Source organism: uncultured Bradyrhizobium sp. (assembly GCF_936943645.1).
Taxonomy (GTDB): domain Bacteria; phylum Pseudomonadota; class Alphaproteobacteria; order Rhizobiales; family Xanthobacteraceae; genus Bradyrhizobium.
Genome location: NZ_CAKZJO010000064.1, coordinates 1 through 23,307 on the forward strand (window position 1 = coordinate 1; position 23,307 = coordinate 23,307).

A 23,307-nucleotide genomic window follows, 5' to 3' on the forward strand; every position below is an offset into this window, starting at 1 on the left:
CGGTCGGCGGCGGCAGCGCGGTCTGCGGCCCATACGGCGCGACCGCGCGCCCCTCGTAGGGCGGCGCCATGCCGTAGGCGTCGGCGGCCGGCATGAAACGCAAGATCCGCCCGTCGCGGGCATCGATCACCAGCCGGCCGTCATCACCGCGGCGGTCGATCACCGCGATGGTGTAGACATTGCCGCGCAGGCGCGGGATGCCGAGCGGCGAGAAGCCGTTGTCGCGCAGCACGGCATAGACCTCGGTGGCCGGCAGCAGCGCCGGAGCCGGGCCGTGTTCCTCGTAGCCATAGCCGTAGCCTTGACCGTAACCGTAGCCTTGGCCGTAACCGTAGCGCGGCGGCGGGGGCGGCGCGGCTTCGCCCGGCGCGTAGGGTCCGTCGAAATCCGACACCGTGATAACCGCCCCTCTCGCGATACCGCTTGCGGGAACTTGCGCCAAAACCTGCAGCTGTCCGGCGCTCATGGCGAGCGCCAGCGTGGCGGCAGCCACACATCCTGTGAAAAACTTCATCGGTCGACACGCTCCTGTCAGGCCCCCGAAGCCTCGCGCTCTTTCGCTTCTTGCGGCGTGGCGCGCCTTCCGAAGGGTTGATCCGAAGCTTCATCCGGGATTCCGGCGTCCACAGGGCCGGATCGGGGCGCGTTTGCCTCAAAACCGGGGCTGCGCAACTTTCGGAAAGCGATTGATTGACTTATCGGGAATCGGGACTTCCGCGCGCTTGTGTGATAGACAAAAATTTGGCAAGGTGATGTTTAGGACAGGAAGACTGTCTTAATTTTGCTTGTGGTCCCGGCATAGGGATTGCAGCGAAAGTCGGTGCTTCCGAGCACCATGAGGCTACAGGCAAAGCCGTTCTCGGGGACGAAGAACGCCTAGGCCTGAATTTAAGAAAATGCGGCTCGCTAGCGGACGAGCGGTGACCCAGAGGCGGGTGCCGCGGAACGCCCAAGGTGCGCCGAAGAGCGCGGTGAGGCAGCTTGCCGCACGGAGAGGACAGGAACAATGAACGGGTCGCAATTCGAGCGCGCAAACATCGTGGCAGAACAGCTGTCGGCGACGGTCGCCTCGAAAACGACCGATCCGATCACCTCACCGATTCAAGAGCATCATTCGCGCCCTACAGCCGAAGGCCTGTACGATCCGAGCCTGGAAAAGGATAGCTGCGGCGTCGGCTTCATCGCCAACATCAAGGGCCAGAGGTCGCACGAGATCGTCTCGGACGCGCTGAACATCCTGTGCAATCTCGAACACCGCGGCGCCGTCGGCGCCGACCCGCGCGCCGGTGACGGCGCCGGCATCCTGGTGCAGATCCCGCACGCCTTCTTCAGCCGCAAGGCCAAGGAACTCGGCTTCGCGCTGCCTCAGCCTGGCGAATACGCCATCGGCGCGCTGTTCATGCCGCGCGACACCGCCTGGCGCAACGTCATCAAGAGCATCATCGCCGACCAGATCAAGGAAGAGGGCCTGACCCTGCTCGGCTGGCGCGACGTGCCGACCGACAATTCCTCGCTCGGCGTCACCGTGAAGCCGACCGAGCCCGCCTGCATGCAGGTGTTCATCGGCCGTAACGGCACCGCCAAGACCGAGGACGAGTTCGAGCGCCGGCTCTATATCCTCCGCAAGTCGATCTCGCAGGCGATCTACCAGCGCCGCGACCGCGGCCTTGCAGGCTATTACCCCTGCTCGATGTCGTGCCGCACCGTGATCTACAAGGGCATGTTCCTCGCCGACCAGCTCGGCAAGTACTATCCCGACCTGCACGAGAAGGACTTCGAGAGCGCGCTCGCGCTGGTGCATCAACGCTTCTCGACCAACACCTTCCCGGCCTGGTCGCTGGCGCATCCCTACCGCATGATCGCGCATAACGGCGAGATCAACACGCTGCGCGGCAACACCAACTGGATGGCGGCGCGCCAGGCCTCGGTGAGCTCCGAGCTCTACGGCAAGGACATCAACCGGCTCTGGCCCATCTCCTACGAAGGCCAGTCCGACACCGCCTGTTTCGACAACGCGCTCGAATTCCTGGTGCAGGGCGGCTACTCGCTGCCGCACGCCGTCATGATGATGATTCCGGAGGCATGGGCCGGCAATCCCCTGATGGATGAGAAGCGCCGCGCCTTCTACGAATATCATGCCGCGCTGATGGAGCCGTGGGACGGTCCCGCCGCGATCGCCTTCACCGACGGCCGCCAGATCGGCGCCACGCTCGACCGCAACGGATTGCGGCCGGCGCGCTATCTCGTGACCAAGGACGACCGCATCGTGATGGCGTCCGAAATGGGCGTGCTGACGATCCCCGAGGACCAGATCATCACCAAGTGGCGCTTGCAGCCCGGCAAGATGTTGCTGGTCGACCTCGAACAGGGCCGCCTCATTCCCGACGACGAGATCAAGGCCGAGCTCGCCAAGAGCCATCCCTACAAGGAGTGGCTGGAGCGGACCCAGATCGTGCTGGAAGAGCTGCCGAAGGTGCCGACCACCGGCGTACGCTCGAACCTGTCGCTGCTCGATCGCCAGCAGGCGTTCGGCTACAGCCAGGAAGACATCGCGATCCTGATGACGCCGATGGCGGCCACCGGCGAGGAAGCCGCGGGCTCGATGGGCAACGACACGCCGATCTCGGCGCTGTCGGACAAGGCGAAGCCGCTGTTCACCTACTTCAAGCAGAACTTCGCGCAGGTCACCAACCCGCCGATCGACCCGATCCGCGAGGAGCTGGTGATGAGCCTCGTTTCCATCATCGGACCGCGGCCGAACCTGTTCGACCTGCAGGGCCTTGCCACCACCAAGCGCCTCGAAGTGCGTCAGCCGATTCTGACCGATGCGGACCTGGAAAAGATCCGCTCGATCTCCGACGTCGCCGAGTCGCACTTCAAGTCGCGCACGCTGGACACCACCTTCCACGCCGGCCTCGGCGCGGCGGGCATGGACCAGGTGCTGGACGAGCTCTGCGCGCGCGCCGAGAGCGCGGTGCGCGAGGGTGTCAACATCATCATCCTGTCCGACCGCATGGTCGGCACCGACCGGGTGCCGATCCCCTCGCTGCTGGCCTGCGCCGCCGTGCATCATCACCTGATCCGCACCGGCCTGCGCACCTCGGTCGGCCTCGTCGTCGAATCCGGCGAGCCCCGTGAAGTGCACCACTTCGCCTGCCTTGCCGGCTACGGCGCCGAAGCGATCAACCCCTACCTCGCGTTCGAGACCATCATCGCGATGAAGGACCGCCTGCCCGGCTCGCTCGACGACTACGAGATCGTCAAGCGCTACATCAAGTCGATCGGCAAGGGGCTTCTGAAGGTGATGTCCAAGATGGGCATCTCGACCTACCAGTCCTATTGCGGCGCGCAGATCTTCGACGCGGTCGGCCTCAAGGCGGATTTCGTCGCAAAGTTCTTCGCGGGAACGCATACCCGCGTCGAGGGCGTCGGCCTTGGCGAGATCGCCGAGGAAGCCGTGCGCCGTCACGCCGACGCGTTCGGCGAGGCTCAGGTCTACAAGACCTCGCTCGACGTCGGCGGCGAATATGCCTATCGCAGCCGCGGCGAGGACCATGCTTGGACCGCCGAGTCGGTGTCGCTGCTGCAGCACGCCGCGCGCGGCAATTCGCAGGAGCGCTATCGCGCCTTCGCGAAGATCCTCAATGAGCAGTCGGAGCGTCTGTTGACGCTGCGCGGCCTGTTCCGGATCAAGAACGCCGAGGAAGAGAAGCGCAAGCCGATCCCGCTCGACCAGGTCGAGCCGGCCAAGGACATCGTCAAGCGTTTCGCCACCGGTGCGATGAGCTTCGGCTCGATCTCGCGCGAGGCGCACACCACGCTCGCGATCGCCATGAACCGGATCGGCGGCAAGTCGAACACCGGTGAAGGCGGCGAGGAAGCCGACCGCTTCAAGCCGATGCCGAACGGCGATTCCATGCGCTCGGCGATCAAGCAGGTCGCCTCCGGCCGCTTCGGCGTCACCACGGAGTATCTCGTCAACTCCGACATGATGCAGATCAAGATGGCGCAGGGTGCCAAGCCCGGCGAAGGCGGCCAGCTGCCCGGCCACAAGGTCGACGCGACCATCGCCAAGGTGCGTCACTCGACCCCGGGCGTCGGCCTGATCTCACCGCCGCCGCACCACGACATCTACTCGATCGAGGACCTGGCGCAGCTCATCTACGACCTCAAGAACGTCAACCCGACGGGCGACGTCTCGGTCAAGCTCGTCTCCGAGATCGGCGTCGGCACGGTCGCCGCGGGCGTTGCGAAGGCGCGCGCCGACCATGTCACCATCGCGGGCTTCGAGGGCGGCACCGGTGCATCGCCCCTGACCTCGATCAAGCATGCCGGCTCTCCCTGGGAGATCGGCCTTGCCGAGACCCACCAGACGCTGGTGCGCGAGCGGCTGCGCAGCCGCATCGTGGTCCAGGTCGACGGCGGCTTCCGCACCGGCCGTGACGTCGTGATCGGCGCGCTGCTCGGGGCCGACGAGTTCGGCTTCGCCACCGCGCCCCTGATTGCGGCCGGCTGCATCATGATGCGCAAGTGCCATCTCAACACCTGCCCGGTCGGCGTCGCGACGCAAGACCCCGTCCTGCGCAAGCGCTTCACCGGCCAGCCCGAGCACGTGATCAACTACTTCTTCTTCGTCGCCGAAGAAGTCCGCGAGATCATGGCTTCGCTCGGCTTCCGCAGCTTCAACGAGATGGTCGGCCAGGTTCAGCTGCTCGACCAGACCAAGCTGGTCGCGCACTGGAAGGCCAAGGGCCTCGACTTCTCGAAGCTGTTCGTCAAGCAGAAGGAAGAGAAGGGCCAGAAGATCTATCACTCCGAGCGCCAGAACCACCATCTGGACGCCGTGCTCGACCGCACGCTGATCGAGAAGGCGCAGCCCGCGCTCGACCGCGGCGCGCCGGTGAAGATCGAGGCCGCCATCAACAGCACCAACCGCTCCGCCGGCGCGATGCTGTCGGGCGCCGTCGCCAAGATCTACGGCCATGCCGGCCTGCCGCACGACACCATCCATGTCGGGCTCAAGGGCACCGCCGGCCAGGCTTTCGGCGCCTGGCTCGCCCACGGCGTCACCTTCGAGCTCGAGGGTGAAGGCAACGACTATGTCGGCAAGGGCCTCTCGGGCGGCAAGATCATCGTCAAGCCGCCGAAGAACTCGGCCATTGTGCCGGAAGAGAGCATCATCGTCGGCAACACCGTGATGTACGGCGCGATCGAGGGCGAGTGCTACTTCCGCGGCATCGCCGGCGAACGCTTCGCCGTGCGCAACTCGGGCGCGGTTGCCGTGGTCGAGGGTGCGGGCGATCATTGCTGCGAATACATGACCGGCGGCATCGTGGTCGTGCTCGGCAAGACCGGGCGCAACTTCGCGGCCGGCATGTCCGGCGGCATCGCCTATGTGCTCGACGAGACCGGCGACTTCGACCGTCTCTGCAACATGGCAATGGTCGAGCTGGAGCCGGTGCTGTCGGAGGAGATGATCAACGCCGACACCTACCACGCCTCCGGTGACCTCGAGGCGCACGGCCGGGTCGACGTGTTCAAGAACTTGCTCGCTTCCGACGTCGAGCGCTTGCACGTCCTGATCTCGCGCCATGCGAAAGCCACCGGCTCCAAGCGCGCCGCCGACATCCTCGCCAATTGGAAGGAATGGCTGCCCAAATTCCGCAAGGTGATGCCGGTCGAGTACCGGCGCGCGCTGCGCGAAATGGCCGCCAACGCGGACGCCGAGCCGAAAATCGCGATCGGGGCGTAGAAATATCAGCGCCCGTCATTGCGAGCGTAGCGAAGCAATCCAGACTTTCTCCTCAGCAGCAGACTGGATTGCTTCGTCGCTTCGCTCCTCGCAATGACGGTGAGGAAGCAACAAAGAACTTAAGCGGCAGGGACTTCGGGTTTAATGGGCAAGATCACGGGTTTTCTCGAAATCGAACGGCGCGACCGCAAGTACACCCCGGTCGCCGAGCGCGTGAAGCATTACAACGAGTTCGTCGTTCCCCTCTCCGAGAAAGAGGTGCGGGACCAGGCCGCGCGCTGCATGAATTGCGGTATTCCCTATTGCCACGGCACCGGCTCGGTCGCGCCCGGCACGCCCGGCTGCCCGGTCAACAACCAGATCCCCGACTGGAACGACCTCGTCTACCAGGGCAATTGGGAAGAAGCCTCGCGCAATCTGCACTCGACCAACAACTTCCCGGAGTTCACGGGGCGCATCTGTCCTGCACCTTGTGAAGCCTCCTGCACGCTCAACATCGACGACAACCCCGTCACCATCAAGACCATCGAATGCGCGATCGTCGACCGCGCCTGGGACAATGGCTGGCTCAAGCCCGAGGTCGCCGCGGTGAAGACCGGCAAGAAGGTCGCCGTGATCGGCTCGGGCCCGGCCGGCATGGCCTGCGCCCAGCAGCTCGCACGCGCCGGCCACGACGTGCACCTGTTCGAGAAGTACGCCAAGGCCGGCGGCTTGCTGCGCTACGGCATCCCCGACTTCAAGATGGAGAAGGGTGTCATCGACCGCCGCGTCACGCAGATGGAAGGCGAAGGCGTCACCTTCCACTACAACAGCCATGTCGGCGCCGACGGCAATGTCGATCCGCGCGAGATGCTCAACGAGTACGACGCGGTCGCCCTGACCGGCGGCGCGGAAGCCCCGCGCGATCTGCCGATCCCCGGCCGCGACCTCGCTGGAATCCACTACGCCATGGACTTCCTGCCGCAGCAGAACCGCCGCGTCTCCAGCGAGCCGCTGAATGGCGTTCAGGAAATCCTCGCCGGCGGCAAGCACGTCGTCGTCATCGGCGGCGGCGATACCGGTTCGGACTGCATCGGCACTTCGCTGCGCCAGGGCGCGCTCAGCGTGACCCAGCTCGAGATCATGCCCGCTCCGCCCGAGCGCGAGAACAAGGGCCTGACCTGGCCGAACTGGCCGCTGAAGATGCGGACGTCCTCCAGCCAGGCCGAAGGTGCGGTGCGCGAATACGCCGTGCTGACCCAGAAGTTCTCGGGCGAGAACGGAAAGGTCAAGAAGCTGCACTGCGTCCACGTCGACGACAAGTTCAAGCCGATTGCAGGCACCGAGTTCGAGCTGGATGCCGAACTGGTGTTGCTGGCGATGGGCTTCGTGCACCCCGTGCACGAGGGCCTGCTCAAGCTGCTCTCGGTCGAGCTCGACCCGCGCGGCAACGTCAAGGCCAACACGCTGGACTACCAGACCTCGCGCCCGAACGTGTTCACCGCCGGCGACATGCGCCGCGGGCAGTCGCTGGTGGTCTGGGCCATCCGCGAGGGCCGGCTGTGCGCCCGGTCGATCGATACGTTCCTGATGGGGAAGACGGATCTGCCGCGCTGAGTTGCCTCGAGGGCAGACAAAAGTTCCGCTGTCGTCCCTGCGAACGCAGGGACCCATACCGCGGAATCTATCGGTGGCAGACGGCGCCGATCCCGAACGACCAGTCGTCGCCAAACTACTCCCTGGGGTAATGGGTCCCTGCGTTCGCAGGGACGACGCCTCAGATTAGGCCACGGCGGTGGCCGCCGGCGACGGCCTTAGTTCTGCAGCCTCACGCCCAGCATCACCACCGTCCCCTGCGAGCTCGAGCCCGGCTGGTTCGAATCCAGGATGTCGTGACGCAGCGTGCCCTTCACCCAGATGTTGCGGTTGAGCTTGTAGATCAGATTGCCTTCGAGCGAGTAGGTCTTGTCGTTGCGGTTCTGGCCCTGGTAGTCGAGCGTGCCGTAGGTGAACTTGCCCACCGCCGTGAGCCAGCGGCGGAAGTCATGGTCGACTTCGGCCGAGTAAGTGCGCACCAGCACGCCCGACGAACCCGGGACCGTGGTCTCGGCGATCTGCGTGTCGGTGAAGAATTTCACCGTGGTGAGGCCGCTCGCATTCCAGATCAGCGAGCCCGAGGTCAGGAAGCCCGAGAGCTGGCTGAGGCGCGGATCGGTGTAGTTGCGCGCGGAATAGCCGACCGAGATCTCGCCGGTGAGAATGCGCGAGAACTCGAAGGACGAGCCGATTTTGGCGTAGCCGCCGTTCGAATCGCGGAAGTAGTTGTTGCGGTCGGCGGCCTGGTCGTGGACGCGCGTATCGCCCTGGACCTCGACGAACGGCTTCAGGCCTGGCTTGAGGTCGTAGGAGAAGCGCCCCACGCCGCCATACTGGTTGAAGTCGCGATCATTGTTGCTGAAGGTCGAACCATCAGTGAGCTTCGAATCGGTGTAGGCGGTGCGATCGACAGTGGCGCCGGCGGCGACCTGGAAACGATTGAAGGTCTGGTCGAAGCCGACCGTGGTGCCGTAGGAGGCATAGACCGGATATTTCTGCAGGCCGGCCTGCACGTTCGGGCTGCCCGGATTGTCGGTGGCGAGCCGCAGGCGCAGCTGCGAGGTCAGCTTGAGATCGCGGTCGACGTCGAGGCGGCCGTCGACATGGCCGGTGAAATCGGGACGATTGATTTCGACCGGCGAAGGCGAGGCAAAGCCGTCGATCGTCGCCGGCATATTGTTGGTGTAGCCGGAGAACGAGCCGCGGAGGTCGGCGACCAGCGCGTGACGCTCCCAGTCGGACGCCACCAGAAGATCCGGCGCGACGACAAAGACCGGCGATCCCACCGGCTTGTTGAGGCGCGCGGGATTGGTGTCATAACCCGTGGAGAGCTCGAGCCCGCCCTTGATCAGGAAGCTGCCGGCATAGTCGCCGACGGCGCCGAAAGGATCGTCATCCGCCTTGAGGCGGCGGCGCAGCGGCTGGCCGGGCACGGTGCCCGCCATCGCCGCGGGCACCGGCGCCTTGTTGGCGGAGGCCGACGGCGGCGGCGCGATCTTGGGCAGGCCGAGCGAGGACGGCGGCGGCGCTGTGGTCGGCACAGGTGAGCCGGGACCGGCCGCGCGCTTCGGCTTCGGCTGGCCCGGATAGAGCTTGGGCTGCTGTCGCTTGCGGTTGAGCGAATCGTAGCCGGAGGTGCTCGCGCCGGTGGCGGCCGGAAGGCCGTAGGTCGGGACCTGGCCGATACGCGAGGTCGCCGGTGTCTGCTGCCGCTTGCGCGGGTCGGCGCCGGGATCGGGCAGCGCCGGCAACGCATCCGACGGCGCCTGCGGCACGCCCGCGGTACGGCGCGTCGGCAGCGTCTCAGGCGAGGCGAAGCCGCCGCGGTTGGGATTGAACAGGTCGGGCGTGAGGCTCTGGGCGGCCGCGGGAGCGCTTGTGAGGGCCGTCAGCGCAAGACCCGGCAAAAGGCACGGCAAAACGGCGCGCAGAACTTGCGCGCGTTTGCTCCGGCCGGTGCCTGGAGGCGACCCCACGATGGAATAACTCCAACGAAATCAAACACTTTCACAATCGTCCCCACGGACTGGCGGGAACCATCGTTAATGGAGTTAAAACAATTATGGTTAATGACCCGTTGAGGGCTTCGGCGCGCGCGTCGCCTCCAGGGCCCGGGCGTGCTAAGGAGGCGCCGACTGGGCCAACGCCCCCTCCTCCTGGATCACATTATGCCGAGTTCGAAACCGCTGATGACCGCATCATCCGGACCCATCCCCGACAGCGTCGAATCCGCGCTCCGCACCCTGGAGACGGAGAGCGGCGGCATCAACGCACTCGCAGCCGCCCTGCGCGGCCCGCTCGGCGAGAGCTTTGCCAGGGCGGTCGACCTGATCCGCAACGCCAAGGGCCGCGTCATCATCACCGGGCTCGGCAAGTCGGGCCATATGGGCCGCAAGATCGCCGCAACGCTGGCCTCGACCGGCACGCCCGCCTTCTTCGTGCATGCCGCCGAGGCCGGCCATGGCGATCTCGGCATGATCACCACCGACGACGTCATCATGGCGCTGTCCTGGTCCGGCGAGCAGCCCGAGATGAAGAACGTCGTGAACTATTCGGCGCGGTTTGCGATTCCGATGATCGCGGTGACCTCGAACGCGGCCTCCTCGCTCGGACAAGCCGCCGACATCGTGATCGAGCTGCCGAAGGCGCGCGAGGCCTGCCCGCACAATCTGGCGCCGACGACGTCGACGATGATGCAGGTCGCGGTCGGCGACGCCATCGCGATCGCGCTGCTCGAAGGCCGCGGCTTCACCGCGCTGGAATTCGCGCATTTCCACCCCGGCGGCAAGCTGGGCGCGATGCTGAAATTCGTCCGCGACTATATGCGCACGGGCGCCGAGATCCCGGTCAAGCCGCTCGGCACCATGATGTCGGAGGCCGTGGTCGAGATGTCGGCCAAGGGGCTCGGCTGCGTCTGCATCGTCAACGAAGCAAGCGAGGTCGCGGGAATCATCACCGACGGCGACCTGCGCCGCCACATGCGTCCCGACCTGCTGACGGCATCGGTCGACGAGATCATGACGAAGCAGCCGAAAACGGTGCCGCCCTCGATGCTGGCGACCGAGATGATCGAGGTGCTGAACACCCGCAAGATCACGACGCTGGTCGTGACCGAGGCGGGCAAGGTGGTGGGCATCGTGCATCTGCACGACCTGCTGCGGGCGGGCGTGGCGTAGCTTAGGACGCACACCTCTATCCGTCATTGCGAGCGTAGCGAAGCAATCCATGCTGCCTCCCGCAGAGACAGTCTGGATTGCTTCGTCGCAAGGGCTCCGCGCAATGGCGGCGGTTAGAACGCGGCCGGAAATCGCGCAGCGTTCTCCTCCAGCGGCAACCGCAACCCGTTCGCCAGATACGACACCGTGCGATAGAAGCCGCACAGCAGCATGATCTCCAGGATCTGCGGCTCGTCGTAGTGGGCCGAGAGCGCGGCAAATTCAGCATCGTCAAGCGTTGCGCGGTGGTGCAGCGCATCGACCGCGGCAATCAGCGTCTGCTCGCCCGGCGACCAACACGGGGATGTCGCATCGCCCTGCACGGTCGCACGCACCTCCTCCTCGCTGAGCTTTGCCGGGGCAGCAAAGATCGCGACATGCACGCCCCACTCGTACTCGCATCCGTTCAGCGCGCAGGTGCGGTCGATGACGATCTCGCGCTGGCGCAGCGACAGCGGCCCGGGGTCAAGAAGCCCGCCGGCACGAAACTTGTCCCAGGCGCGGGCGTGGCCCGCCATCACCCGGAACAGCATCAGCGGCGGCGCGCCGCGCATGATGCGGTCGAACTGCGCCTGGATCTCCGGGGGATAAGGCGGGGTGAGCGGCGCGATGCGCGGCATGGCTTCGGACACGGGCCAATTCCTTTGCTACATTTATCGTAGCAATACGCTACACTATCTGTAGCGACACGCAAGGGACCGCCGATGGCGAAACAGGCCGACTCCAAGACACGCAGCGTTCGCGGCTCCCGCACGGGCCGCCCGATCATGGTGCTGCTCGACCTGCTCGGCCGGCGCTGGGCCCTGCGAATTCTTTGGGAGCTGCAGGACGCCCCGCTCACCTCCCGGGCGCTGCGCAGCGCCTGCGACGAGGCCTCGCCCACGGTCCTGCAGGCGCGGCTGACCGAGCTGCGCGAGGCGGGATTCATCGAGCTTGGCGAAGGCGGAGGCTATGGGCTGACGCCGCTCGGGCGGGAGCTTTGCCAGACATTCATGCCGCTGCACCGGTTTGCGGAGCGGTGGCATGGCAAGAAGAATGCCTAGGTGAACCGACGCTGCACCAACAATCTCGTCATTGCGAGCGCAGCGAAGCAATCCAGAATCTTTCCGCGGACGGACTCTGGATTGCTTCGTCGCAAGAGCTCCTCGCAATGACGGTGGACTACGCCGCCGCAACCGTCAGGTTGGCGCCGTCGACCTGCACCACCTTCACCCGCGTTCCCGCCGGCGTGTCCGGCCCTGCAACGCGCCACACGGTGTCGCCGATACGCACAGTGCCTGAGCCGTCGATGATCGGCTTCTCCAGGGTGAACTCGCGGCCGAGCAGCGCCTCGGTCCGCTTGTTGAGGAAGGGGCTGGCGCTGGCATCGAGCTTCGGCCGGGCCAGGCGGCGCCACACCGGCACGGCGGCGGCGGCGAACAGCGCGAACATCACGAGCTGGATCTGCCACGATATGACGACCGTGAACGAGATCAGGCCGACGAGCAGCGCAGCGAGCCCGAGCCAGAACAGGAAGACACCCGGCGCCAGCACCTCCAGCGCCATCAGGATGAAGCCGAAGATCAGCCAGTTCCAGGTGCCGAGTGATACGAACATGTCGGTCATGACACGACCTTCTATCATGGTGCATGCCCCTTTCGAGAGGGACATGCACCGGTGACTATCCCTGTCGCGGCGGCACCGCCGGCGGCGTGCTGCCGGTCGGCGGCACCGAGCCCGGACGGCGCGCGGCGGCGGCTGCGGAAGCCGCGCTTTCGCCGAACGTCGCCTTGGCGATCTCGCCGATGCCGGCGAGAGAACCGAGCATGCTCGTGGCTTCCATCGGCAGCATGATGATCTTCTGGTTCGGCGCGTCCGCGAACTGGCCGAACGCCTTGATGTATTTGTCGGCGATGAAGTAGTTCAGCGCGGCGACGTCGCCCTTGGAAATCGCATCGCTGACCATCTGGGTTGCCTTGGCCTCGGCTTCCGCGGAACGTTCCCGGGCCTCGGCGTCGCGGAACGCAGCTTCCTTGCGGCCTTCGGCTTGCAGGATCTGGCCCTGCTTGGCGCCCTCGGCGCGCAGGATCTCGGACTGGCGCTGGCCCTCGGCGGCGAGAATGTCGGCGCGCTTGACGCGCTCGGCCTTCATCTGCCGGCCCATGGCTTCGACGAGGTCGGCGGGCGGCACGATGTCCTTGATCTCGATGCGGTTGACCTTGACGCCCCAGGGCGAGACCGCGGCATCGACCACCCGCAACAGGCGCTCGTTGATCTCGTCGCGGTGCGACAGCACCTGGTCGAGGTCCATCGAGCCCATCACCGAGCGGATGTTGGTCATGGTGAGGACCGTGATCGCCTGGTTGAGATTGGCGACCTCGTAGCTCGCCTTGGCGGCATCGAACACCTGGTAGAAGGCGACGCCGTCCACCGTCACGGTGGCGTTGTCCTTGGTGATGACCTCCTGCTCGGGAATGTCGATCACCTGCTCCATCATGTTGATCTTGCGTCCGACGCGATCGAAATAGGGCACGATCAGGTTGAGCCCGGGGCTCAGCGTCTGCGTGTATTTGCCGAACCGCTCGATGGTCCAGTCATAGCCCTGCGGCACCGTCTTCACGCCGGCAACCAGCGTGACGATGACGAGCAACACGAGAACAATCGCGAAAATGTCGAAACCGCTCATAGCTCCTCCAAGCCGGAAAAGGATGCCGGGAAAAGGCCCTTTCCGGCGCTGTCATTGGTCGGGATCACGACCCTACCGGTTCAGCGGTCGCAATTCACGTCGGTGTCGGCCCAATTCTGCACAAGACGTCCGGGCGGGGAATGGCCACGATATGTATTTGCGACCGGCTCTTGAAAGCGTGCCGACGCAAACCTAGCGGCAAAATTAACGAATCCCAACCCCGGCGATATCATTCGATGACGTCGTCGGCGATCGCGAGCAAAGCTGGCGACAGCGTGACGCCGAAAGACTTGGCCGTCTTGAGGTTGACCGCGAGCTCGAACTTGGTCGGATTCTGGACTGGCAGCTCGGCCGGCGGCACGCCTTTCAGGATGCGATCGATGTAACCTGCGGCGCGGCGGAGCTGCTCGGCGCTGTCGGTGCTGTAGGACATCAGCCCGCCCTCCTTGACGAAGGTGTGGCTCCAGAACACCGCCGGCACGCGTGCTTCGTTGATCGCGGCGAGCAAATCCGCGCGGTTGGCCATGGTGAAGAAGTCCGGCAGGATCAGGAAGCCGCCATCCCGTCGCGACGCCAGCGCGGCGATGGAGGCGGCGTCATTCACCGGCGCGGGCTCGACTGTCACCTGGAGGGTCCGCGCTGCCTGCTCGATCGTACGCAGCATCAAGGGTGCGAACGGCGCAGTGGCGGGATTGTGGACGACGAAGGCGCGGGAGACCTTCGGCGTGACCTGCGTCAGCATCTCCAGCCATTTGCCGGCCAGGGGTCCGTCATAGTCGGTGAAGCCGGTGATGTTGCCGCCGGGACGGGCGAGGTTCTCGACAAATCCCTGGCTGACGGGATCGGTGACCACGGCGAACACGATCGGGATCGTCGTGGTGCGCTGACGCAGCTCCTCGACCGAGGGCGTGCCGACCGCGAGCAGGACGTCGGGCTTGAGCGCGATCAGCTCGTCGGCCAGCTGCGCAATGCGGGCGCGGTCGCCGCCGCCGGCGCGCCAATGGATCTTGAGGTTGTCGCGCTCCTTCCAGCCCAGGCCGGCGAGCGCCTCGACCAGGACCATGCTGCGCGTCTGTCCGATCACGTCATCGGCCGCCGTGACCGAGAGCACGCCGAGCCGGCGTGCGGATTGCTGCGCCAGCGCGGAGGACGGCAACGCCGCGACCATCCCAAGCGTCAGGAGCTCGCGACGATTCACGGGGCTATATCCAGCCCTGGAGCTCGCGCAGCACCAGGGCGCGGATCACGTCCATGCCGGGCTGGCTGTCGTTGAGGCAGGGGATCGCGGAAAACTGCTCACCGCCATTGTGCTTGAAGATCTCGGCGTTTTCCTGCGCGATCTCCTCCAGCGTCTCCAGGCAGTCGGCAGAGAAGCCCGGCGTCACCACTGCGATGCGGCGCACGCCCTCCTTGGCGAGCCGCTCCATGGTCTTGTCGGTATAGGGCTGCAGCCACTCGTCATTGCCGAAGCGCGACTGGAAGGTCAGCAGCAGCTTTGTCTCGTCCATGCCGAGCCGGCGGCGCAGCGCCTCGGTGGTGGCGATGCAGTGCTGCCGATAAGGATCGCCCTTGTCGACATAGGATTTCGGCATGCCGTGGAAGGATGCGACGATCAGCTCGGGCTTGAAGGAGAGCGTCGCAAGATGCATCTCGATCGAGACGGCGAGCGCCTCGATATAGGCGGCGTCCTCGTAATAGGGCGGCGTCACCCGCAGCGTCGGCTGGTTGCGCAGCCGGGCAAGCACGCGGAACACTTCGTCGCAGACGGTGGCCGAGGTCGAGGCGGAATATTGCGGATAGAGCGGCACGGCGAGAATGCGCTCGCAGCCTTTCGCGATCAGCGCATCGATGCCCGACTTGATCGAGGGATTGCCGTAGCGCATCGCCCAGTCCACCACGACGTGGGCTTGGTCCGACAGCGCAGCGGCGAGCTTGTCGGCTTGCGACCGTGTGATGGTCTTCAGCGGCGACTCGTTCCTCTCGGTGTTCCAGATCTTCTGGTAATCGAGGGCCTTGGTGCGGGGACGGCTGCGCAGGATGATCCCGTTCAGCACGGCCTTCCAGACCAGTCCCTGGTCCTCGATGACGCGGGCGTCACTGAGGAACTCCTTCAGATAGACCCGCACGCCCGGCGCATCGGCCGTGTCGGGCGTTCCGAGATTGATCAGGAGCACGCCAACGCGCGGCAAGGCGGATTGGGCGGCCGGTCTTCCGGCCTCGATGGGGACGACGCTGGTCATGGCTCTGTGGGTCGCGCGTTGGTCCGAACTTGTCAAGATGAGGCCGGTTTCGCTAGGGTCGCACCCAGCCGGGGAGCGACGATGACACTCGCGGAATGGTGCGTCCTAGGAGCGCTGCTGCTCTATCTGTCGACGATCGCCGCGATCAAATGGATCAGGCTTGGCCGCTTCGACAATTCCCGGCCGCGCGATCCCGCCTTCTATGAGGATGCCCTGTCGCAGCGCGCGCTCGGCGCGCACCAGAACGGCATCGAGACCTTCCCGTTCTTCGCCTTCGCGGTGCTGCTCGCCGAATTCAGGGATTCGCCGCAGCGGCTGATCGACGAACTCGCTGCGTTGTTCCTGATCGTGCGCATCGCCTATGTGCTGACCTATCTCGGCAACCGCCCGACGCTGCGCTCGATCCTCTGGAGCATCGGCTTTGCCATCAATCTCGGGATCTTCTTCATGCCGGCCTTGAAGCGGTTTCTGCCGGTGTGAGCCTTACCCTCCCCTGGAGGGTAAGCAAGAGCTCACCTTAAAAGCATGTCGTCCGCTCGGCCGCGATGTAGCCGAGCAGCAGGCCCGCGCCGAACAGCAGCACGACGCCTGCAGCCGCGAATTCGATGCCTCTCATGAACAGTGCACCGCCGCCGTCGCGCCCGGCGCTGAGGCGGGCGGCGATGTCCTTGGCGGAGACAGCGACAATCGCAATGGTCGCGACCGTGATCGCGGTGCCGAGCCCCATCAAGAAGGTCGCGGCAATACCGGCCCAGAACAGGCCCTGGGCGAGCGCAAACACCAGCACCAGGATGGCACCCGAGCAGGGGCGGATGCCGACCGTGAGGATCGCAGCAAAACCGCGCCGCCAGCCGCCGGGGCCGGCCAGCTCGCTCGGCGTCGGGCCATGGGAATGGCCGCAATGTTCGTCATGGACGTGGTCATGCGCATGCTGGTGATGGTCGTGATCGCGGTGATGGTGATCATGAACGTGATCATGATGATCGTGGGCATCATGATGATGGTGATGATCATGATGGTGCGGCACGCCGGCCATCGCCGGCACCGGCTGGACCGCCTGCAGCGCGCGGATGAACGTGCGGCCCTTGACCCAGACCAGCCGCAGGCCGAACAGCGCGATCAGGGCGTAGCTCGCGATCTCGATCACCCCTTCCGCCTTGCACATGGTCTTGGCGGTCGCATTCAGCACCCAGGCCGAAATACCGACGATCAGGATCGCCACCAGCGACTGCATCAGCGCGGAGGCAAACGAGAGTGCGATACCGCGCCGCGCGGTCTCGCGGTTGGCGACGAGATAGGAGGCGATCACCGCCTTGCCGTGGCCGGGACCGGCGGCGTGGAAGATGCCGTAGGCAAAGGAGATGAAGAGCAGCGTCCACACCGCCGAACCGTCGGACTTCGCGGCGCGAATCGTCGCCGACATCTGGCGATAGAATTCCGACTGCTTTGCCAGCAGCCAGCTAATGAGGCCGCTGGCCTCGGAGTCGGCTGCTTGCGCGGGTTTCGGTGCGCCGAAGGGGTTTTGCGCGAGGAGATCGTGAAGCGCGGCATCAGCGACGCCGAGCACGACGATAGCCGCAACACACGCGAGAAGCCCGCGGAGAAGCGGAGAATGAAGGCGGCTGTTCAAGGGCAATCCACCGTGATCTTGTTGGCGAACATCATGCCGAAATTGGAGTTTTCGCCGTTCAGGAAGGTCTGCTCGTTAAGCTTCTGCGCGGTCGCCGAGCCGTCGCTCGGCCGCTCCAGCTTCATCTGGCAGCCGGCGGGCGCGCCGACCAGCTTGACCGGGCTCTCCTTGGCCATCTGAAAATCGATGAAGAAGGAACGGTCGAACACTTCGAGCACCAATTGCTTGGGCTTGACCGGGTTCTTCAGCGGCAGCGTGAAGTGCAGGGTCAGCACCGTGTCCTTGTAATCGAGGAAATAGTCGACCGGCTCGTTGAACCGCTCCTTCTTGCCGTCGGCCTTGGCGAAGGTGAAATAGGCGTATTCCTTCAACGACTCAACGTTGGTCTGCGCCAGCGGACCCAATTCCTCGCGCGTATAGGCGCCCTTGGTCTTGCTCTCGAGCCCCTGCACCGCATAGGCCGAGAACATGTCGTCAAAGGTCCAGGCGTGGCGAACGCCGGTGATGCTGCCGTCCTCGGCATAGAGCAGCTCGCTGGTCGCGGTGATCCAGACATGCGGATGCGCGCTTGCCGCGCCGGCGGCGAGCGTGAGAGCGACGGCCAGCAGCAGTCCAAACAGGCGGCGCATCGTGTCCATCAGGCCGCCTTGGTGTCGTCGAGCAGGCCACGCCGGCGCAGCAGCGCGTCGGGCTCGGGCGGGCGGCCGCGGAAGGCCTCATAGGCGGCTTCCGGATCGACCGATCCGCCGCTCGCATAGATGTCGTCGTGCAAGCGCTTGGCCACATCAGGATCGAAGATGTCGCCGGCCTCCTCGAACGCGCCGAAGGCGTCGGCGTCCATCACCTCCGACCACATGTAGCTGTAATAGCCGGCCGCATAATGGTCGCCGGTGAAGATATGACCGAACTGCGTTGGCCGGTGACGCAGCGCGATCTCCTCGGGCATGCCGATCTTCTCCAGCTCGCGCTTCTCGAAGGCCCGGACATCCTGCGCGGCGGAGGCCGGCTGGGTGTGGAACTCGAGATCGACCAGCGCCGAAGAGACGAACTCGACCGTGGCAAAGCCCTGGTTGAATTTTCGCGCGGCAAGGAACCGTTGCAGCAGGTCGTCGGGCAGCGGCTCTCCGGTCTGGTAGTGACGGGCAAACTTCTGCAGCACCTCGGGCCGCTCCTGCCAGTGCTCGTAGAGCTGGGAGGGCAGCTCGACGAAATCGGTGAACACGGACGTGCCCGACAGCGACGGGTAGGTCACGTTGGAAAGCATGCCGTGCAGGCCGTGGCCGAACTCGTGGAACAGGGTGCGGGCATCGTCGGGCGACAGCAGCGAGGGCTCGCCGTCGGCGCCCTTGGCGAAATTGCAGATGTTGAGAACCAGCGGCGCGACGTCGCCGTCGAGCTTCTGCTGGTCGCGCAGCGAGGTCATCCAGGCGCCGGAGCGCTTTGACGGGCGGGCGAAGTAGTCGCCATAGAACAGCGCCTTGTGCTTGCCGTCCGGCCCCTTCATCTCCCAGACCCGGACGTCGGGATGCCAGACCGGGACGTCCTTGCGCTCCTCGAAGGTGACGCCGAACAGGCGCGTGGCGCAATCGAAGGCGGCCTCGATCATGTGGTCGAGCGCGAGGTATGGCTTGATCGCGGAATCGTCGAAATTGGCGCGCTGAAGGCGCAGCTTTTCGGCGTAGAAGCGCCAGTCCCAGGGGGCGAGCTTGAAATTGCCGCCCTCCGTCGTGATCAGCGCCTGCATCTCGTCGCGGTCGGCGAGCGCCCGGGCGCGCGCCGGCTTCCAGACCCGCTCCAATAGGCTCCGCACCGCATCCGGCGTCTTGGCCATGGAATCCTCGAGCCGGTAGGCGGCATAGGTCGGATAGCCGAGGAGATTGGCGCTCTCCTCACGCAGCTTCAGGACCTCGACGATGGTCGCGTTGTTGTCGTTGGCGTTGCCATTGTCGCCGCGCGCGATGAAGGCCTTGTAGACCTTCTCGCGCAGATCGCGCCGCGCCGAGCTCTTCAGGAACTGTTCGACCGAGGAGCGCGACAGCGTGACGATGGCCTTGCCTTCCATGCCGCGCTCTTCCGCCGCAGCCTTGGCGCTGGCGACGAAGCTCTCCGGCAGGCCCTGGCGGTCGGCCTCGCCAAGCTCCATGAACCACTCCTGCTCGTCGCCGAGCAGATGATGGCTGAACCCCGTGCCGAGCTGGGCCAGCCTCTCGTTGATCTCGGCCATCCGTGTCTTGGCCTCCTCGGAGAGGCCGGCGCCGGCGCGGTGGAAGCGGGTGTAGGTGCGCTCCAGCAGGCGAAGCTGCTCGGGCGACAGACCGAGATTGGCGCGGTTCTCGTGCAGCTGGGCGATGCGGCCAAACAGCACGGCGTTCATCATGATCGGATTCCAGTGCCGCGCCATCCGCAAGGAGACCTGCTTGTCGATCTCCAGGATGGCCGGGTTGGAATGCGCCGAGACGAGGTCGTAGAACACCGAAGCGACCTTGCTCAGCAGCTTGCCGGAGCGCTCCAGCGCCGTGACGGTGTTGGCGAAGTCCGGCGCGGCCGGATCATTGGTGATCGCCGCGATCTCGGCGGAGTGGTCGGCGAAGGCCTGCTCGAAGGCCGGGAGGAAATGCTCCGGCTTGATCTCGTCGAAGGGCGGGGTCGCAAACGGCGTCACCCAGGCCTTCAGCAGCGGATTGGTCTCGGAGTCCGTAGTTTGGCGGGGTTCTGACATCGCAAGTCCCGATTTTCATGGGTCGATTGTTGCGGCCAGCTATAGCACGCGATGGGGCTTTTTTGGGCCATTTGGCCTTGCTCCCGGCCGCCTTTTCGGGGAGATTGCGGCCCTCGACAGACCACGGACCCCAGAGCTCATGAACGCGACTTCCTCGTCCTCCCGCCGGATCGTCTGGCCCAGCGTCATCACCGTCATCAGCGCCGCCATCCTGATCGGCGCAGAGGTGTTCGGCGCGGCGTTCGCCGGCGGCTGGGCGCTCGCGATCCTGATGGGGCTCGGCGAGCAGGGCACGCACATCCTGCAGGCCGTGCTGTTCGCACTCGGCGTGCTCGTGATGACAGCGTTCATCCGCGCGGCTCGGCGCGTCGAGCCTTTCACGAAGCGCGGCTGACGCTTCTTCGCGCGCGACGAGCGCGCGCTGCCACGAAAAACTTAACGCGCGTTCATCTTCCGCGTCGCTCGCGCAACACCGCGCAAGCAGATGTTAGGCAATTCTGTTCGCAGCCTAAAAAAATTCTTGCGAAGCAGAGTCAAAACGCTTATGTGCGGACTTGCCCAATTTCGCACGTGCCTGTGGTCGTGTGTCAGTCGGTAGGTATCCGGACAAGAGGCCGGACAGCCGCCAAGGGGTGAAGAAGCCGAGGGGCTCTTCGGAAGTGCAGAAGTCGGAAGGCTCATCGCCGGAAGACGAAAGCAAACCCGGAGCGCCCAGCATCTCTCTCAAAGAGATGCCTTGTCGAAGGTGACTTCACTTTTTGCAACCGTGACTGGCAGCCGGAGGCGAACCGGCGCACCCCGCTCTCAACGGGGGACGCGACTTAAAGCAACGACGGATCGGGCTTTTTTGGTCTCTACCGGCAGTCCAACGCCGGCGCGGGCTACTGAAAAGGCTTGTCCTTCATTGCCAGGTGTGCGGGCGGGAAGCTCTCCCAACCAATCCACGGCAGCACAATTCGGTCTAGGGGTTTAGCCCTGTCGCGTCTCCATCGTGCGGCAGCGGCGAAGCACCCTCGTCCGAGAACCACTTTGAACGAGCTCCGTCGCTGGGGCCGCTTTGGAGAGTGCTATGACCGAACGTATCCAGGAATTCCTGCGCAACCGCCGCCAGGATGGCCTCGACACCGAGCCGTGCCTCGTCGTCGACCTCGAGGTCGTGCGCGACAATTACCAGACCTTCGCCAAGGCGCTCCCCGACAGCCGCGTGTTCTATGCCGTCAAGGCGAACCCGGCGCCGGAAGTGCTGGCGCTGCTGGCGTCCATGGGTTCCTGCTTCGACACCGCAACCGTCGCCGAGATCGAGATGGCGCTGGCGGCCGGTGCGACGCCCGACCGCATCTCCTTCGGCAATACGATCAAGAAGGAGCGCGACATCGCGCGCGCCTTCGCGCTCGGCATCCGGCTGTTCGCGGTCGATTGCGTTCCCGAGGTCGAGAAGATCGCCCGCGCCGCGCCCGGCGCGAAGGTGTTCTGCCGCATCCTCTATGACTGCGCCGGCGCCGAGTGGCCGCTGTCGCGCAAGTTCGGCTGCGACCCGGAAATGGCCGTCGAGGTGCTCGACGCCGCCAAGCGCCTGGGCCTGGAGCCGTGCGGCATCTCCTTCCATGTCGGCTCGCAGCAGCGCAAGGTGAAGGCGTGGGACCGTGCGCTGGCGATGGCCTCGCAGGTGTTCCGCGACTGCGCCGAGCGCGGCATCAACCTCTCCATGGTCAACATGGGCGGCGGCTTCCCGACCAAGTACCTGAAGGACGTGCCGCCGGTCGTGACCTACGGCCGCTCGATCTTCCGCGCGCTGCGCAAGCACTTCGGCAACCAGATTCCGGAGACCATCATCGAGCCGGGCCGCGGCATGGTGGGTAACGCCGGCATCATCGAATCCGAGGTCGTGCTCATCTCGAAGAAGAGCGACGAGGACGAGGTGCGCTGGGTGTACCTGGACATCGGCAAGTTCGGCGGTCTCGCCGAGACGATGGACGAGTCGATCCGTTACGCCATCCGCACCCGTCACGACGGCGCGGACATGACGCCGTGCGTGCTTGCAGGTCCGACCTGCGACAGCGCCGACGTGCTGTACGAGAAGAACCCGTATCCGCTCCCGGTGACGCTGGAGATCGGCGACAAGGTTCTGATCGAAGGCACCGGGGCCTATACGTCGACCTACTCGTCGGTGGCGTTCAACGGCATCCCGCCGCTGAAGACGTACCACATCTGATCCGCCTCTCGTTTCCCGAGGCCTCACGAACCCGGGAGCCGGCTTGCCGGCTCCTCCCTGACATCTCGATTCTGACGACGCCTTGAACAGGCGTGCTGCGCGCACGCCCGTTCAAGCGGGGACTGATGCGCCATGACTGCTTTTCGGAAGCCACAGATCGCCCTCACCTCGAAAGCCGCTCCGTTCGTGATCCGTGCGGAACGCGCTGCCGACGTCGCGATGCGTGAAGCGCTGCTTGATGCGTGCTTTGGCGAGAACCGCCACGACCGCACCTGCCAGCGCCTCCGTGACGGACGTGCGCCTGCCACGGGCCTTGCCCTGTCGGCCGTGCGCGAGGGCAAGCTCGTGGGAACCGTGCGGCTGTGGCACGTCAGCGCCGGAGGCAGGCCCGCTCTGGTCCTCGGACCGCTGGCGGTGGACCCTGCCTGCCGCGAGCTCGGGATCGGCGCCGCGCTGATGCAACAAGCGCTGGCCGCCGCCCGGGCGCGCGGGCATGACGCCGTGATCCTGCTCGGCGACGCCCCCTATTACGCCCGCTTCGGCTTTTCGGGCGAAAAGACGGCTGCGCTGTCGCTGCCCGGGCCGTTCGAGCGCGACCGTCTGCTGGCGATCGAGTTCACCGACGGCGCACTGGACGGTGCCGAAGGGATGATCGTCCCAACCGGCGCGGCGCTGGCCAAACGGAGGTCGGTTCGTCCTCTCCAGGCGCGCGCGGCCTAAGACATCGCCTTGATGGTGTCGGCCGCAGCCGCGTCCGCGGCAGTGCCCGGCCGCGCCTGCGCCAGACCCAATCCTTGGGGGTTGCGCAGACCCCGGAAACGCCCTTTAACCCCGCGAAACACCCTTCAGCCGAGGTCCAAGCCATGTCCCGTCGCCTGATCTCCACCGGCTCTCCGCTCGAGAAGTCCGTCGGCTACAGCCGTGCCGTGATCGACGGTGATTTCGCCTTCGTCGCGGGAACCACCGGCTATGACTACACCACGATGACCATGCCGGCGGATGTCACGAGCCAGTCACGCAACTGCTTCAAGACCATCGAAGCCGCCCTGAAGGAGGGCGGATTCGAGATGGCCGACATCGTCCGTGCGACCTATTACGTCACCGACACCAGCTTCATCGATGCCCACTTCGCCGTCTGCGGCGAGGTTCTCGGCAACATCAGGCCGGCCGCGACCTTGCTGGTCGTCAGCGCCCTCGCCAAGCCCGAGATGAAGGTCGAGATCGAAGTCACCGCCAAGCGCCGCAGCACCTAAAAAGCGCCGCGGCACCAAGTCCCGCAGCGCCTGATCCACCCCACCC

At 65.4% G+C, this 23,307-nt stretch carries 18 protein-coding genes and 1 pseudogene; 9 read left to right on the forward strand and 10 right to left on the reverse strand.

Features of this window, described 5'->3' with window-relative positions; all coding sequences use genetic code 11:
- A pseudogene (locus tag Q0743_RS18410) lies at window positions 1–514 on the reverse strand (hypothetical protein); the annotation flags it as partial.
- 492 nt (window positions 515–1,006) lie between these two features.
- Between Q0743_RS18410 and gltB the strand changes: the two are divergent.
- Window positions 1,007–5,752, forward strand: a complete 4,746-nt coding sequence (gene gltB / locus Q0743_RS18415; RefSeq protein ID WP_298242929.1) for a glutamate synthase large subunit — start codon at window positions 1,007–1,009, stop codon at window positions 5,750–5,752.
- A 144-nt stretch (window positions 5,753–5,896) separates the two neighbouring features.
- Entirely contained in the window at window positions 5,897–7,348 is a 1,452-nt protein-coding gene (locus tag Q0743_RS18420) for a glutamate synthase subunit beta (RefSeq protein WP_298242930.1), read from the forward strand.
- Window positions 7,349–7,545: 197 nt separating this feature from the next.
- Here the strand turns inward: Q0743_RS18420 and Q0743_RS18425 are convergent, their stop codons facing one another.
- Window positions 7,546–9,303 (reverse strand): outer membrane beta-barrel protein, encoded by a 1,758-nt coding sequence (locus Q0743_RS18425; RefSeq protein WP_298242931.1) that lies wholly within the window; start codon window positions 9,301–9,303, stop codon window positions 7,546–7,548.
- A 192-nt stretch (window positions 9,304–9,495) separates the two neighbouring features.
- On the opposite strand from Q0743_RS18425, the gene Q0743_RS18430 reads away from it, so the two are divergent.
- A complete protein-coding gene (locus Q0743_RS18430) occupies window positions 9,496–10,503 on the forward strand; it encodes a KpsF/GutQ family sugar-phosphate isomerase (RefSeq protein WP_298242932.1) in 1,008 nt (335 codons plus the stop codon).
- Between the two features lie 113 nt (window positions 10,504–10,616).
- Here the strand turns inward: Q0743_RS18430 and Q0743_RS18435 are convergent, their stop codons facing one another.
- Window positions 10,617–11,174, reverse strand: a complete 558-nt coding sequence (locus Q0743_RS18435; RefSeq protein WP_298242933.1) for a carboxymuconolactone decarboxylase family protein — start codon at window positions 11,172–11,174, stop codon at window positions 10,617–10,619.
- A 72-nt stretch (window positions 11,175–11,246) separates the two neighbouring features.
- Between Q0743_RS18435 and Q0743_RS18440 the strand changes: the two genes are divergently transcribed.
- Window positions 11,247–11,585 (forward strand): helix-turn-helix domain-containing protein, encoded by a 339-nt coding sequence (locus tag Q0743_RS18440; RefSeq protein ID WP_298242934.1) that lies wholly within the window; start codon window positions 11,247–11,249, stop codon window positions 11,583–11,585.
- A gap of 118 nt (window positions 11,586–11,703) precedes the next feature.
- Here the strand turns inward: Q0743_RS18440 and Q0743_RS18445 are convergent, their stop codons facing one another.
- From Q0743_RS18445 to hemH, 4 genes are all read right to left on the reverse strand, one after another.
- Window positions 11,704–12,147, reverse strand: coding sequence for an NfeD family protein (locus Q0743_RS18445; RefSeq protein WP_298242935.1), 444 nt, complete (start codon window positions 12,145–12,147; stop codon window positions 11,704–11,706).
- Window positions 12,148–12,202: 55 nt separating this feature from the next.
- Entirely contained in the window at window positions 12,203–13,207 is a 1,005-nt protein-coding gene (locus tag Q0743_RS18450; protein WP_298242936.1) for an SPFH domain-containing protein, read from the reverse strand.
- 229 nt (window positions 13,208–13,436) lie between these two features.
- Complete coding sequence (locus Q0743_RS18455; protein WP_298242937.1) at window positions 13,437–14,405, reverse strand: ABC transporter substrate-binding protein; 969 nt, start codon at window positions 14,403–14,405, stop codon at window positions 13,437–13,439.
- Window positions 14,406–14,409: 4 nt separating this feature from the next.
- Window positions 14,410–15,447, reverse strand: a complete 1,038-nt coding sequence (gene hemH, locus Q0743_RS18460) for a ferrochelatase (protein ID WP_298242938.1) — start codon at window positions 15,445–15,447, stop codon at window positions 14,410–14,412.
- 81 nt (window positions 15,448–15,528) lie between these two features.
- Between hemH and Q0743_RS18465 the strand changes: the two genes are divergently transcribed.
- Window positions 15,529–15,927, forward strand: a complete 399-nt coding sequence (locus tag Q0743_RS18465) for an MAPEG family protein (protein WP_298242939.1) — start codon at window positions 15,529–15,531, stop codon at window positions 15,925–15,927.
- A gap of 37 nt (window positions 15,928–15,964) precedes the next feature.
- Here the strand turns inward: Q0743_RS18465 and Q0743_RS18470 are convergent, their stop codons facing one another.
- Genes Q0743_RS18470 through Q0743_RS18480 form a run of 3 tightly spaced genes read right to left on the reverse strand, consistent with a single transcriptional unit; the run spans window position 15,965 to window position 19,796 of the window.
- Window positions 15,965–17,083 (reverse strand): nickel/cobalt transporter, encoded by a 1,119-nt coding sequence (locus Q0743_RS18470; protein ID WP_298242940.1) that lies wholly within the window; start codon window positions 17,081–17,083, stop codon window positions 15,965–15,967.
- Window positions 17,074–17,715, reverse strand: coding sequence for a DUF1007 family protein (locus Q0743_RS18475; protein WP_298242941.1), 642 nt, complete (start codon window positions 17,713–17,715; stop codon window positions 17,074–17,076). Before Q0743_RS18475 ends, Q0743_RS18470 begins: the two co-directional genes overlap by 10 nt.
- Complete coding sequence (locus tag Q0743_RS18480; RefSeq protein WP_298242942.1) at window positions 17,715–19,796, reverse strand: M3 family metallopeptidase; 2,082 nt, start codon at window positions 19,794–19,796, stop codon at window positions 17,715–17,717. The genes Q0743_RS18475 and Q0743_RS18480 overlap by 1 nt, the downstream gene beginning before the upstream one ends.
- Window positions 19,797–19,935: 139 nt before the next feature.
- Between Q0743_RS18480 and Q0743_RS18485 the strand changes: the two genes are divergently transcribed.
- The 4 genes from Q0743_RS18485 (at window position 19,936) to Q0743_RS18500 (ending at window position 23,261) form a co-directional block, all read left to right on the forward strand.
- Window positions 19,936–20,190, forward strand: a complete 255-nt coding sequence (locus Q0743_RS18485) for a hypothetical protein (protein WP_298242943.1) — start codon at window positions 19,936–19,938, stop codon at window positions 20,188–20,190.
- A 675-nt stretch (window positions 20,191–20,865) separates the two neighbouring features.
- A complete protein-coding gene (locus Q0743_RS18490; protein ID WP_298242944.1) occupies window positions 20,866–22,008 on the forward strand; it encodes a type III PLP-dependent enzyme in 1,143 nt (380 codons plus the stop codon).
- A gap of 132 nt (window positions 22,009–22,140) precedes the next feature.
- The gene (locus tag Q0743_RS18495) at window positions 22,141–22,728 is read left to right on the forward strand and encodes a GNAT family N-acetyltransferase (protein WP_298242945.1); all 588 of its coding nucleotides are present in this window, start codon (window positions 22,141–22,143) and stop codon (window positions 22,726–22,728) included.
- 143 nt (window positions 22,729–22,871) lie between these two features.
- A complete protein-coding gene (locus tag Q0743_RS18500; RefSeq protein ID WP_298242946.1) occupies window positions 22,872–23,261 on the forward strand; it encodes a RidA family protein in 390 nt (129 codons plus the stop codon).
- Window positions 23,262–23,307: the final 46 nt, after the last annotated feature.